This window comes from Paraconexibacter sp. AEG42_29, from assembly GCF_040581415.1.
In the GTDB taxonomy this organism is placed as follows: domain Bacteria; phylum Actinomycetota; class Thermoleophilia; order Solirubrobacterales; family Solirubrobacteraceae; genus Paraconexibacter.
Window position 1 is genome coordinate 3632215 of the sequence record NZ_CP114014.1, and the last position, 12083, is coordinate 3644297.

Here is a 12083-nt window from a genome sequence, read left to right on the forward strand (position 1 = left end):
TCACGACCCGCCGGTGACCTCGACCGGGACCTCGTCCACGTCGCCGCCTGCGCTGATCAGCCAGCTGCGGTAGGTGACCTCGCCCTTGGTGCCGACGATCAGCCACTCGACCCCCGGCCAGTTGCGGCCGAAGTTCACGTCGGTCTGCGACGGGATCGGGTCCGAGCGCGTGTGCGAGTGGTAGATGACCATGTCCGCGCCGGCGTCGTCGATCTCCGTGTACGTGTCGCGGAGGACCTTCGGGTCGATCTCGAAGCGGAAGGGGCTCGGCGTGGCGTTCTCGAGGACGAACACGCGGTCCACGGTCCCGTCCTTGACGGACAGCATCCCGCAGCACTCGTTCGGCGCCTCACGCAGCGCGTGGTCGATGACGGTCTGGAGCTGCGACTGGTCGATCTTCACGCTCTTGAACCTAGCGCGAGCCCCGTGCGGGCCACCGTGTCAGGCACGGGGCCCAGGACTGCGGGTGCTACTCCGCGGACTTGCTCAGCGAGGCGCGCTCTTCGCGGTCGTCGTCGCCGCCGCCGCTGACGGCTTCCTTGAACTCGCGCATGCCCTTGCCGACGGAGCGGCCGACCTCGGGGAGCTTCTTGGGACCGAGCACGATCAGGGCGATCGCGAGGACGATGATCAGTTCCATGGGGCCGATGTTCGGCATTGCGTCACAACCTTCTGTTCGATTCGGGAACGCGCCTACAGGTGGTAGGCGCGAGAGGCTTCTCCAGTGTTAACGCAAGTCGCGCCAAACTGGGTCACTACCACCAGATGGTGGAGTCCAGGTTCTCGACTTCCTCGACCGGCAGCGTGTAGACGCCGGAGCTGAGGTACTTCCAGCCGTCGTCGCACACGATGAAGACGATGTTGCCCTCGTCCATCTCGTTCGCCATGCGCACGGCGATCGAGGCGATGGCGCCGCTGGAGACGCCGGCGAAGACGCCCTCCTCGTCGAGCAGCTTCCGCGTCCAGACGATGGCGTCGTGGTTCGTGACGAAGATCTTGCGGTCCAGGACGCTGAGGTCGATGATCGGCGGGATGAAGCCGTCGTCGAGGGAGCGCAGCCCCTGAACGGGCTCGCCCTGCATGGGCTCGGCGGCGACGATCTTGACGCGGTCGCCGAGCTCCTCCTTGAAGCGCCGGCCGTTGCCCATCAGCGTGCCACCGGTCCCCAGGCCCGCGACGAACGCGTCCACCTGGCCATCGAGCTCGTCGAGGATCTCGACCGCCGTGCCGTTGTAGTGCGCGAGCGGGTTCGCCGGGTTGCCGTACTGGTAGGGCATGTACAGCGTGGGGTCCGCCGCCGCGAGCTCCTGCGCCATCGCGACCGCGCCGTTGGAGCCCTGGTTGCCGGGCGAGTACACGATCTCGGCGCCGTACATCTTCAGCAGCTGCGTGCGCTCCTGCGTGACGTTGTCCGGCATGACGACCCGCAGCTTGTAGCCCTTGCGGCTGCAGATCATCGCGAGCGAGATGCCGGTGTTGCCGGAGGTCGGCTCGAGGATGACGGTCCCCGGACCGATCATGCCCTTCTCCTCGGCGTCCTCGATCAGCGCACGCGCGACGCGGTCCTTGACGGAGCCCGTCGGGTTGTGCGACTCGAGCTTGGCCCAGATCCGGACCCCGGGCTTCGGCGACAGGCGCTTGAGCTCGACGAGCGGGGTGTTACCGATCGCCTGCACGATGTCGCCGTAGCGACCACCGCAGGGACGGTTCTGGAGCGGGAGAGAACCCATACTTCACAAAGTGTAGCCAGGGACCCTGCGAGCTACGCATGGATCCGGTGAGGATCCGGTGAACGTGACGCCCCGACGGGGTCGGGGCGTCGAACGCGCGACGGCGCTCAGCGCCCGCCGGCCATGGCCGGCAGGATCGTCAGCGAGTCGCTGGCGCCGACCGTGGTCTGCAGCCCGTCGAGCACGCGGACGTCCTCGTCGTTGAGGTAGACGTTGACGTACTTGTTGAGGTCGCCGTCGTCCCCGAACAGCTGGCCCTCGGTCTCGGGGTGCTGGCTGGTCAGCGACCGCAGGACGGCCTCGATCGTGTCGCCCTCGGCCGTCACCTCACGCTCGCCGCCGACGGACGGGCGCAGGACGGGGGGAATGCGGATGGTGGCCATGGTGGTTGCTGGTCCTCGGGAGGGTGGTTCGAGAGAGAAAGGACGGCGGCGCCGGGCGGCGCCGCCGGGAAACTAACCGGCTGCGGCGCAGAACGCCTCGTAGTCCGGGAACACGCCCATCTCGTCGTCCGAGATCGACTCCGGGTCGCGTGAGCACACCGGGCACTCGGGGTCGCGGCGGACCTTGACCTCGTTGGTCGTCGCGTCCAGCGCGTCGTACATGAGCAGGCGGCCGATCAGCGGCGAGCCGGCGCCGATGATGAGCTTCACGACCTCCGTGGCCTGCAGCAGGCCCATCGTGCCCGGGAGCACGCCGAGGACGCCGTTCGCACCGCAGGACGGCGCGAGCTCGGCCGGCGGCGGGACGCGGAAGAGGCAGCGGTAGCACGGGCCCTCGTACGGGGCGAAGATGCTGAGCTGGCCCTCGAAGCCGAGGATCGCCGCGCTGACGACCGGGATCTTCAGCCGCACGGACGCGTCGTTGAGCAGGTAGCGCGTCGGGAAGTTGTCGACGCCGTCGACGATGATGTCGTAGCCGGCGATGATCTCCATGATGTTGGAGGCGTCCAGGCGGGTCTCGTACTTCTTGACCGTCACGTCCGGGTTCAGCGCGTTGATCGCCTGCTCCGCGGAGTCGACCTTCGGCAGGTCGACGGTGTCGGTGCGGTGGATGACCTGGCGCTGCAGGTTGGAGACGTCGACCACATCGTCGTCGACGATGCCGAGCGTCCCGACGCCCGCCGCGGCCAGGTACAGCGCGGTCGGCGAGCCGAGGCCGCCGGCGCCGAGCAGCAGGACCTTGGCCTCGAGCAGCTTGCGCTGGCCCTCCTCGCCCACCTCGGGGAGCAGGAAGTGGCGGCTGTAGCGCTGGCGCTGCTCCGGCTTGAACGCGAACGGCACCTCGACCTCGTAGCCGCGGTCCTTCCACAGCGTGTAGCCGCCGGTCATGGAGTCGACGTGCTCGTAGCCCATGTCGCGGACCAGGGTGTTCGCGGCGAACGCGGACCGGTTGCCGGACGCGCAGTAGAGGATCACGCGCTGGTCGCGGTCGGGGGCGACCGACTCGATGCGGGACTCGAGGAACCCGCGCGGGATGTGGGCGGCCCCGGGCAGCTTGCCGGCGGTGACCTCCTCGGTCTCGCGCACGTCGACCACGACGACGCCTTCGTGGATCAGCTGGTTGACCTCGGACGGGTCGACCTCGCTGATACCGCTCTTGACCTGCTTGAGGAACTCTGCGCCGGACGGGCTCACTGGGGAATCACCTGAATCTTGCTCGGGTTTACTTCACAAAATATAGCGACCTCGTGAGCGGGAACGCAGAAGGCCCCCGGACAGCGCCTTCCCGTGGGTGGCGCCGGCCGGGGGCCGGGGTTCTGCGCAATAGGTACGGCGGGTGAACTCAGGTGCGGTCCAGGCACTGATTCCGGAGGATTTCCCCGCCGCCGGGGTGGTGTGCGGCGGGGAGGTCCTCGTCTGCTACCTGGGTTATCGGGCAGGCCCATGGGGCCCCGCATGGGGTGAGGACCCCAAGTCCCCGGCCGCTGCGGGTCACGAACCGGCAGCCGCGCGCCGATAGGACCTGGAGAGCCCATGCCCAGCCGCCGTCCCACCCTGACCACGCAGCTCCTCGCGATCAACACGCTGCTGATCGCGGCGACGGTGATCGCGACCATCGCCGCCGCGAACCTCGACACGTCCTCGCCCTCGCAGCGCGGCCAGTACGGCGTCCTGGTGGCAGGCATCCTGGCGACCGTCCTCGCCAACGGCTTCTTCCTGCGCCGCCGGCTCGCGCCGCTGCAGGCGATCATCGAGACCATGGAGCACGTCGACCTCAGCGAGGGCGGCCTGCGCGCCAGCGGTCCCGCGGACACCGAGGAGGTCGCCCGCCTCCACGCGGCGTTCAACCGCATGATGGACCGGCTCGAGCTCGAGCGGGCCGAAGCCGCGGACGCCGTCCTGCGCGCGCAGGAGGACGAGCGCGCCCGCCTCGCGCGGGACCTCCACGACGAGGTCAACCAGGCACTCACCGCCGTCCTGCTGCGCCTGCAGGCGACCACGCTCGCCGCGCCGCCCGAGCTCGCCGCCGAGCTGCACGAGACGCAGGCCGTCGCCACCCAGGCCATGGGCGAGCTGCGGCGCCTGGCCCACGAGCTGCGGCCGACCGCCCTCGACGACCTCGGCCTGGCCGCCGCGCTGCGCTCCCAGGTCGACCAGTTCGGCGCCAAGTCGCAGATCGAGACGCGCCTGGTCATGAACGGCGACGTCGACGACTTCCGCGAGGACGAGCAGCTCGTCGTCTACCGCGTCATCCAGGAGGCGCTGTCGAACGCGGCGCGGCACGCGCAGGCGCGGCACGTCACCGTGACCGTCCGGCGCCGGGGCGCCCGCGGCGTCGTGCAGATCTCGGACGACGGCCGCGGCATCGATCCGCAGGCGATCCGGGGGCACGGCCTGGCCGGGATGCGCGAGCGCGCACGCCAGGCCGGCGGCCGGCTCGACGTCCTCAGCACTCCGGGCGGCGGCACCACCATCGAGCTCGAGCTCGGGCGCACCGCGCCGAGCGCACCGCGACAAGCACGGAGGGCCTGGGCGTGAAAACGCTCGCCCAGAGGGCTCGCATTTTCAGGGACGAACTCGCCCAGGGGCTCGTTCGTCCGCCGTCAGAACACGGGGACTTCTCATGAGGCTGATGATCGCCGACGACCACAGCATGGTCCGGGGAGGGCTCAAGCTGCTGCTGGACCGGCAACCCGATTTCGAGGTCGTCGCCGAGGCGGGTGACGGGGCCGAGGCGGTCGCCGTCGCGCTCGAGCACCGGCCGGACCTCTGCATCCTCGACGTCTCGATGCCGAAGCTGACCGGGCTGCAGGCCACGCGCGAGATCAAGCTGCAGATGCCCGACGTCGACGTGCTGATCCTCTCGATGCACGACGACGAGCGCTACCTGTTCGAGGCCCTCAAGGCCGGTGCAGGCGGCTACGTGCTGAAGACGGAGGCCGACCGGGCCCTGGTCGACGCGGTGCGCGCCGTCTCGCGCGGCGAGCCGTTCCTGACGAGCAGCGCCCAGCGCCGGCTCGTCCGCGACTGGATCGCCGATCCGACGTCGGGGCCGAGCGAGCCGCTGAGCCCGCGCGAGCAGGAGGTGCTGAAGCTGATCGCCGAGGCGCACACCAACCGCGAGATCGGCGAGATCCTGCACCTGGCTGAGAAGACCGTCGAGTCCCACCGCGGCAACCTGCTGCGCAAGCTCGGGATGCGCGACCGGGTCGAGCTCGTGCGCTACGCGATCCGCCGGGGCCTCGTCGAGGCCTGATCCTTACCCTGTAGGGCGGTGCTTGCCCGCGTCCAACTCACGCTTGCCGCCGCGCTGGCGCTCGTCGCCCTCGGGCTCGGCGCCATCCTGCTGTTCGGTCCCGACGGCGAGATCCGGGCGTCCGAGGGGCAGGGCCTCTCCGTCGGGCCCTACGGCTGGGTCGGCTCGCTCGCCCCGCCGGACATCCGCCGGCGCGACTTCACGCTGCCCGACGAGAACGGCCGGCCGTTCGCGCTGGCGTCCGCGCGCGGCAAGGTCACCGTCCTCACGTGGATGTACTCGACCTGCCTGGACAGCTGCCAGGCCACGGCTTCCACCATCAAGCTCGCGCTGGACGACCTCGGGAAGACCGCGGACGACGTGCCGGTCATCGCCGTCAGCGTCGATCCGGTCGGCGACACGCGCACCAACGTGCGCAGCTTCCTGCTCAAGCAGACGCTGTTCGGCCGGATGACCTACCTGCGCGGAACGCGGGCGCAGCTGGCCCCCGTGTGGGACGCCTACAAGGTGCAGCAGCAGGGACCGGGGACGAAGCTGAGCGACAGCCATACGGTGTCCGTGCTGCTGATCGGCCGTGACGGCAAGCAGCGGCTCAGCCTGCCGGTCGACAGCATCACGCCGGAGGCGCTGGCCCACGACCTGCGCAAGTTGATCGGCGAGAAGTCCTAGTCACTCTCCCTGGGCGCTCAGCAGCCAGAGGCCGAGGCTCGTGAAGCCCACCATGACCGCGAGCATCCAGTACTGCGAGCGCGTGGCGTCCCGCGGACGGCGGTAGAGCACGAGCGCACGGTCGTGGGCGAGCACGAGCCCGGCCGCATGGCCGAGCACCAGCGCCCCGACCTGCAGGTACCAGATCCCGGTCGCGCTGATGAAGTAGTCGATGCGGTGGTCGGCGGTCCCGAAGAGGTCCGTCCCGTCGCCGAGCGGATCGGACGCGAGGAACCAGATCGCCTGGCCCTGGAACAGCAGCAGCGAGATGTAGTGCGCGACGACATAGGCGAGGGAGATCGGGATCAGCGAGTGGGCGAAGCGGCCCGCGAGGTCGTCCGTGCGGGGCGTCCCCCCCACGCTCTTCATGCCTTCGACCCCGAGGCGGTAGAGGCCGGCGACGAGCAGGACGACCACGACCATGCCGATCGTCTGCGCGACCTCGTACGCCTGCGGGAAGTCCAGGCCGGCGCTCTCGAAGACGTCGGTCAGGTCCGGCGCGAGGTCACGCCACGTCGCTCCGAGCGAGAAGCCGTCGTAGCTCGTGGTGCCGATCATCACGCAGAGCAGCCCGACCGTCCCGGGCACCGCCTTGATCGCGGGCAGCGCGGACAGCCACGGCCGGGTGGCGAGCCGCCCCGCCTCCAGGAACAGCGGCCCGATGCGGCCGTAGAAGGCGAAGACCACACCGAACGCGTCGGCGCGCTCGGTCCAGGCGTCGATGCCGTAGCGGCGCATGCCCACGACCTGGACCACCGCGTAGGCGACGGCCATGGTCGCCAGCTGGCTGGGGTCATCGCGCCCGGTGTAGATCAGCTCGACCCAGGCGAAGACCAGGATGCCCGCCGCCGCCGGCCAGTAGCCCAGGCGCTCGGGGTACGCGCGGGGGGCGGCCGGCGTGCTGTCGGCCCCCCGTACGCGTGCTTCGGCGTGCTGCAGCAGGCGGGCTGCGGTCCGCCACGGGCTGAAGGCGCGGAAGACGTCGCCGAGGACCAGGCTCAGGATCGGGATGCCGATCCAGAACACGACGTAGATGACGGTCGGCGCGAGGTTCGCGGTCGGTGCATCCTGGGTCCCGGCGAACCCGGCATACACCGTGACCAGGAACACGCCCATGCCGAACGCCGCGCAGAGCACCTCGCCCGCCCGTGCCGGCAGCGTGAGCAGCGTGCGGCCCGGCGCGGGCCCCGTGGCGGTCTCCAGGCGCGGCTTGGGCCAGAGGGTCGCGAGCGCGACGAAGGAGACCACGAGCACGGCGGCGGCCGCCCACGCGAACAACCAACGCGGGATCGGCAGGTCGGTCCGGCCGACGAGCCCGTGGGCGTCTGCAAGGGCCGGGCCGGCGGCGGCGAGCGTGACGCTGGCGACTGCGGTGGCGGCGAGCGTCCGCGCCGCCGGGTGCCTCACGGCGTGACCTTCAGGGAGGCGATCTCCACGCCGGCGTCCTCGAGCTCGATCTCGAAGATGCCGTCGATGTCGCCCTTGAAGGAGAACGACGCCTTGCCGTCGGCGGCGACGTCCTTCATCAGGTCGTAGCCGTGGACGTGGACGTGGTCGGCGACGTCCGACTCCACGCGGAAGCGGACGGTGTCGCCCTTGTCGAAGCTCAGCTTCTTGACCCCGCCCACCGGCTCGCCGTCCTTGATCCGGATCAGGGGGGTCGCGGGCGCCGCGGGCTTGACCGGCGTGGACGTGGCGGTGGTGCCCGTCGTGCTGGGGACGGCGCCGGTGCCGGTGCCGGTGCCCGTCGAGACGGTCGTCTCAGGCGTGGACGACTGGGTCGCGGCGACGGAGGTGGTCGGGGTGTCCGCCTCGTCGCCGCCCTGCGCGACCACGAAGCCGATGCCGAGCACGGCGACGGCGAGGACGATCAGGGCGGCACGCCCGGCGGAGCTCATGGTCGCCCATGGTATTGCGGGACCCCGTCCCCGGAGCCGTGGCTGGAGCCCGTACGACGACGGGGCGGGCCGTGTGGCCCGCCCCGTCGGGACAGCGGGTGTCGCGGGTGCGTTACTTGCAGGCCGCCGTGGTCGAGGCCTTCAGCGTGGCACCGTCGGTGAACGTGAAGTCGCCGGCGAACTTCAGCGGCTTCTTGCAGCCGGTCGAGGCGACGTAGGAGACCGTCTTGCCCTTGACCTTGGTCTTGGCGCTGATGAGCGCGCCGAACCGCTGCAGGGTGATCTTGATGCCGAACTGGTTGTAGTACTTCTCGGGGATCGGGACGACGAGCTTGCTGCCGTAGGAGCCCGTGTCCTTCTTGAGGGTCGCGACGATCGTGCCGGTCGCGTTGAACTCACCCGTCGGGGAGGTCAGCTTGAGGATCAGCTTGCCGCCGGAGGCGTTGTAGGCGGTGATGGCCGGGTTCGCCTTGATGGCGGTCGCGCCGGTGCCGCCCTGGGCCTTGGCCTTGCTGGACGAGCCGTCGACCGAGACCTTGGAGCCCTTCGGGCACTTGGTCGCGTCGTTGTTGACCTGTGCCTCGGTGCAGGTCGGGAACTGCTTGTTGTTGAAGACGAGCGCCTTGTCGAAGTGGATGACGGCATTGGTGGTGCCGAACGTGCCGTCGGGCGTCGCGCCCTTGCCGGCGGTGAGCGTCGTGACCGTCAGCTTGACCGCGGAGGGCTTCTTCTTCGTGCCCTTCTTCGCGCCGCTGACGGAGACCTCGAGGCCCTGATCGGCCTCGATCGCCTGGGCGACCGAGACGACGCCGAAGATGGCGGCACAGGATGCGGCCATGATTGCGACCTTGCGCATAACGGGTGTTCCTCCTGGAACGTGGGACAGACAGACAGGGGTTCGGGACAGACCTACGCGAGTGCTGATTCGCGCTCACTCCCGGGGGATACCCCTATCCGATCGAGCGTTGCGGTGCCATGGACGAACGTCCGATCCCGTCTGCGCTGCTACGGTCCCGCCGCTGTGAGAGTCCCGCGCGATGCCGAGATCCCCGCCCCGCCGTTCCCGGCCAACCTGCCGTGGGTGAACGTCGCGCCGCTGCGGATGGACAAGCAGCGCGGGCGGCCCGTGCTCGTCGAGTTCTGGGACTTCCTGCGCGTCCCCTCGCTGCGGACGCTGCCCTACATGAAGGCCTGGCATGAGCGCTACTCCGCGGTGGGCGGACCGACCGGCGGCCTGCGCGTGATCTCGGTCCACTGCGGCGGCCACGAGGCGTCGCAGGACGAGGCCGCGATCCGCGAGGCCGTGTCCCGCCTGGGCATCGAGCACCCGGTGCTGATCGACAGCGAGTTCGAGCTGTGGCAGCAGTACGCGAACCCGGGCTGGCCGGCGCGCTACCTCTTCGGCCCGGACCAGACGCTGGTCGACGCGCAGCACGGCGAGGGCGGGTACCTCGAGACCGAGGGCACGATCCGCGAGCTGCTCGGGGACGACGGCGACGACGTGGGCCTGCTGCGCGAGGAGGATGACCCCGACGCCCTGATCGTGATCCCGACGGCCGACGTCGAGGGCGCCTACTCGGGGCCGTACGAGGCCGGCGGGGTCTGGGGCGTCTTCGCCGGCGCGGGCACGGTCACGACGAACGGGATGAGCATGGAGCTGACGGCGCCGGGCGCCTTCAACCTCATCTGGCACCAGCACCACACCGCGGGCGTGCTCGAGCTGGAGCTCGGGCCGGGCGTCGAGTGCCTGGCGACGTGCTTCACCCCGGGCCTGGCGCCGGTCGGCGCCGAGCCGGACGCCTGACCGGCACCGGCTCCCGGCGCAACCAGGACGCCGATCCGGGATGGCCGGGAGCGGTCCGCGAGAGCCGGGGCGCATCGAACGTCGGTTTCCCGCGTCAGGGCGCGGGGAAATGGACGTTCGGCGCGAGGGGCGCCCGCGTCCCGGCGCGGACCACGGGCCTGCGGCGCCTCACCGGTCCACGGGCCGCTGGAGGTCCTCCACGATCCGGACCACGCGCGGCGGGCCGGTCGCGTCCAGCTCGACCGCTCGGCCGGGCCAGTACGGAGACGACGCGCTGCGGCCCGTGACCGCCGGGTCATCGATCCACGAGCCGCCGTTGTACAGCCGCGTCCCTGCCGGTGTGCGCCACGGCGCCGCCGCGTCGCCCGGCAGCGGGCCGGCCCGGTGCGTATGCCCGAAGACGACGTGCGGCGCGTCGATCCCCAGACGGGCCAGCACCTCGCCGATCGCCGTCAGGCCCGCGTCGCGGAGGGCTTCGCCGGAGATATCGGCGCTCAGCGGACCAAGCCCCGCGCGGTTCAGCCCGCGGATCCCGAACGGGAACAGCCCCGCCAGGACACGGGCCTTCAGCGGCCGCGACCCCGCGTCGCTGAGCCGCTCCCACGCCGACGCGGACGCGCCGGCCTGCTGCCGCGACCAGCGCCCACCGCGGCTCTCCGCCAGCGCGTCGAGCCACGCGTACATCGGCGCCAGGCGCGCCTCGAAGTCGTCGGGGACGGCGTCGCGCGCCGGGACGGGACCCTCGATGCGTGCCATGACCCCGGCTCCGAGTCGCTCGAACGCCGGCAGTGTCGTCAGGCAGTCCAGGTAGTGTCCGTGCGTCGCGTACACGTCCTCGCGCAGCCAGACACCGGGGTAGCGGACCGTGACCGTCGCCGGCGCGGCCGCCCGGGCCAGGCGCCCGATCAGCGGGCTCGCGCGCGGGCCCGCCGCCTCGTCGAGCTGCAGCGGCGGGGGCTCCTTGCGCGCGCCGCGGCCGCGCAGCCACGGGGCGATCAGGCCGTGGTCGTGGTTCCCGGCGACGAGCACGACCTCGCCGCCGGCGCCGAGGGCCTCGCCGAGGGCGCGGAGGACCGGCTCGGCGGCGGCCAGCGCGTCGCGGGCAGGCCCGTGGCGCAGCTCGACGACGTCGCCGAGCAGGACGAGGCGGGTGAAGCCGCCGCTGGTGACGTGCGCCGTGAGCGCCTCCAGCGGGCCGCCGCGGCGCAGCAGGTCCGCGCCCCGGCGCGCGCCGAGGTGCAGGTCGCCGATAACGAGGGTCTTCAGGTTCCCTACGCGCTCTCGGCGGCGGCCATCGCGACGCGGATCGGCTTCGGGAGCATGAAGCGGACGTCCTCCTTCATGACCTCGAACTCGCTGATGTCGCTGGTCCCGCGGGCGCGGAAGAACTCGACGACCTCCTGGACGAGCTCCTCGGGTGCGCTGGCGCCCGACGAGATGCCGACGGTCTCGACGCCGTCGAGCCACGTGTCGTCGATCTGCCCGGCGTTGTCGATCAGGTGAGCGGCGGTGCCGAGCTCCTCGGAGACCTGCACCAGGCGGTTCGAGTTGGAGGAGTTCTGGGATCCGATGACGAGCACGAGGTCGCAGATCGGGGCCATCTGCTTGACGGCCGACTGGCGGTTCGTCGTGGCGTAACAGATGTCGTCCGTGCGCGGACCGGTGATCTGCGGGAAGCGCTCGCGTAGCCGGTTGATGATCGTCTTCGTCTCGTCGACGCTCAGGGTCGTCTGCGAGATGTACGCCACACGTGAGGGATCCTCGAGCTCGAGCGCGTCGACGTCCGCCTCGGTTTCGACGAGGACGATGTGGTCAGGGGCCTCCCCCATCGTGCCCTCGACCTCCTCGTGGCCGTCGTGGCCGATGAGGACGATGGTGTAGCCGTCCTGCGCGAACTTCACGGCCTCGCGGTGGACCTTCGTCACCAGCGGGCAGGTCGCGTCGATCGTCCGCAGCTGCCGGCGCTCGGCCTCGGCGTGGACCATCGGCGAGACGCCGTGGGCGCTGAAGACGGTCATCGCGCCCTCGGGCACCGTGTCGTCGAGCTCGTCGATGAAGATGGCGCCCTTGGCCCGCAGCGTCTCGACGACGTGCTTGTTGTGCACGATCTCCTTGCGGACGTAGACGGGCGCGCCGTGCAGCTCCAGGGCGCGCTCGACGGTCTGCACGGCACGGTCCACTCCTGCGCAGTAGCCCCGGGGGGCGGCGAGCAGGAGCTTGGTCGGGGCGGCGGACATCCCTCAA

At 70.9% G+C, this 12083-nt stretch carries 14 protein-coding genes; 4 read left to right on the forward strand and 10 right to left on the reverse strand.

Annotation, left to right across the window (positions count from 1 at the left end; translation table 11 throughout):
• The 5 genes from DSM112329_RS17605 to moeB form a co-directional block, all read right to left on the reverse strand.
• The gene (locus DSM112329_RS17605; protein WP_354697860.1) at positions 1 to 402 is read right to left on the reverse strand and encodes a M67 family metallopeptidase; all 402 of its coding nucleotides are present in this window, start codon (positions 400 to 402) and stop codon (positions 1 to 3) included.
• A 67-nt stretch (positions 403 to 469) separates the two neighbouring features.
• Complete coding sequence (locus DSM112329_RS17610) at positions 470 to 658, reverse strand: twin-arginine translocase TatA/TatE family subunit (RefSeq protein ID WP_354697861.1); 189 nt, start codon at positions 656 to 658, stop codon at positions 470 to 472.
• A gap of 97 nt (positions 659 to 755) precedes the next feature.
• Entirely contained in the window at positions 756 to 1730 is a 975-nt protein-coding gene (locus DSM112329_RS17615) for a cysteine synthase family protein (RefSeq protein WP_354697862.1), read from the reverse strand.
• Between the two features lie 107 nt (positions 1731 to 1837).
• Positions 1838 to 2113: a ubiquitin-like small modifier protein 1 gene (locus tag DSM112329_RS17620; RefSeq protein WP_354697863.1), complete on the reverse strand. Its 276-nt coding sequence runs from the start codon at positions 2111 to 2113 to the stop codon at positions 1838 to 1840.
• A 72-nt stretch (positions 2114 to 2185) separates the two neighbouring features.
• A complete protein-coding gene (moeB, locus tag DSM112329_RS17625; RefSeq protein WP_354697864.1) occupies positions 2186 to 3367 on the reverse strand; it encodes a molybdopterin-synthase adenylyltransferase MoeB in 1182 nt (393 codons plus the stop codon).
• 339 nt (positions 3368 to 3706) lie between these two features.
• Between moeB and DSM112329_RS17630 the strand changes: the two genes are divergently transcribed.
• The 3 genes from DSM112329_RS17630 to DSM112329_RS17640 all read left to right on the forward strand — a co-directional run bounded on the left by DSM112329_RS17630 (position 3707) and on the right by DSM112329_RS17640 (position 6098).
• The gene (locus DSM112329_RS17630) at positions 3707 to 4711 is read left to right on the forward strand and encodes a sensor histidine kinase (protein ID WP_354697865.1); all 1005 of its coding nucleotides are present in this window, start codon (positions 3707 to 3709) and stop codon (positions 4709 to 4711) included.
• An 85-nt stretch (positions 4712 to 4796) separates the two neighbouring features.
• On the forward strand, positions 4797 to 5429 hold the full coding sequence (locus tag DSM112329_RS17635) for a response regulator transcription factor (RefSeq protein WP_354697866.1): 633 nt from the start codon (positions 4797 to 4799) through the stop codon (positions 5427 to 5429).
• Positions 5430 to 5447: 18 nt separating this feature from the next.
• A complete protein-coding gene (locus tag DSM112329_RS17640; protein ID WP_354697867.1) occupies positions 5448 to 6098 on the forward strand; it encodes an SCO family protein in 651 nt (216 codons plus the stop codon).
• On the opposite strand, the gene DSM112329_RS17645 is transcribed toward DSM112329_RS17640, so the two are convergent.
• The 3 genes from DSM112329_RS17645 to DSM112329_RS17655 form a co-directional block, all read right to left on the reverse strand.
• Complete coding sequence (locus tag DSM112329_RS17645) at positions 6099 to 7544, reverse strand: fenitrothion hydrolase (RefSeq protein ID WP_354697868.1); 1446 nt, start codon at positions 7542 to 7544, stop codon at positions 6099 to 6101. It abuts the gene before it with no gap.
• Entirely contained in the window at positions 7541 to 8035 is a 495-nt protein-coding gene (locus DSM112329_RS17650) for a hypothetical protein (RefSeq protein ID WP_354697869.1), read from the reverse strand. The genes DSM112329_RS17645 and DSM112329_RS17650 overlap by 4 nt, the downstream gene beginning before the upstream one ends.
• A gap of 112 nt (positions 8036 to 8147) precedes the next feature.
• The gene (locus DSM112329_RS17655; protein ID WP_354697870.1) at positions 8148 to 8891 is read right to left on the reverse strand and encodes a hypothetical protein; all 744 of its coding nucleotides are present in this window, start codon (positions 8889 to 8891) and stop codon (positions 8148 to 8150) included.
• 165 nt (positions 8892 to 9056) lie between these two features.
• Between DSM112329_RS17655 and DSM112329_RS17660 the strand changes: the two genes are divergently transcribed.
• Positions 9057 to 9839, forward strand: a complete 783-nt coding sequence (locus tag DSM112329_RS17660) for a DipZ protein (RefSeq protein ID WP_354697871.1) — start codon at positions 9057 to 9059, stop codon at positions 9837 to 9839.
• Between the two features lie 168 nt (positions 9840 to 10007).
• Here DSM112329_RS17660 and DSM112329_RS17665 read toward each other — a convergent pair whose 3' ends face one another.
• Both DSM112329_RS17665 and DSM112329_RS17670 read right to left on the reverse strand, forming a co-directional pair.
• Positions 10008 to 11105: a metallophosphoesterase gene (locus DSM112329_RS17665; RefSeq protein ID WP_354702493.1), complete on the reverse strand. Its 1098-nt coding sequence runs from the start codon at positions 11103 to 11105 to the stop codon at positions 10008 to 10010.
• A 5-nt stretch (positions 11106 to 11110) separates the two neighbouring features.
• Positions 11111 to 12076, reverse strand: a complete 966-nt coding sequence (locus tag DSM112329_RS17670) for a 4-hydroxy-3-methylbut-2-enyl diphosphate reductase (protein WP_354697872.1) — start codon at positions 12074 to 12076, stop codon at positions 11111 to 11113.
• Positions 12077 to 12083 lie beyond the last annotated feature (7 nt).

What these genes read in the sequence shown, in the direction of transcription:
- DSM112329_RS17670 (WP_354697872.1), bottom strand. Translation starts at nt 12,076, where the DNA reads ATGTCCGCCGCCCCGACCAAGCTCCTGCTCGCCGCCCCCCGGGGCTAC.
- DSM112329_RS17655 (WP_354697870.1), bottom strand. Translation starts at nt 8,891, where the DNA reads ATGCGCAAGGTCGCAATCATGGCCGCATCCTGTGCCGCCATCTTCGGC.
- DSM112329_RS17615 (WP_354697862.1), bottom strand. Translation starts at nt 1,730, where the DNA reads ATGGGTTCTCTCCCGCTCCAGAACCGTCCCTGCGGTGGTCGCTACGGC.
- DSM112329_RS17620 (WP_354697863.1), bottom strand. Translation starts at nt 2,113, where the DNA reads ATGGCCACCATCCGCATTCCCCCCGTCCTGCGCCCGTCCGTCGGCGGC.
- DSM112329_RS17610 (WP_354697861.1), bottom strand. Translation starts at nt 658, where the DNA reads ATGCCGAACATCGGCCCCATGGAACTGATCATCGTCCTCGCGATCGCC.
- DSM112329_RS17635 (WP_354697866.1), top strand. Translation starts at nt 4,797, where the DNA reads ATGAGGCTGATGATCGCCGACGACCACAGCATGGTCCGGGGAGGGCTC.
- DSM112329_RS17630 (WP_354697865.1), top strand. Translation starts at nt 3,707, where the DNA reads ATGCCCAGCCGCCGTCCCACCCTGACCACGCAGCTCCTCGCGATCAAC.
- DSM112329_RS17650 (WP_354697869.1), bottom strand. Translation starts at nt 8,035, where the DNA reads ATGAGCTCCGCCGGGCGTGCCGCCCTGATCGTCCTCGCCGTCGCCGTG.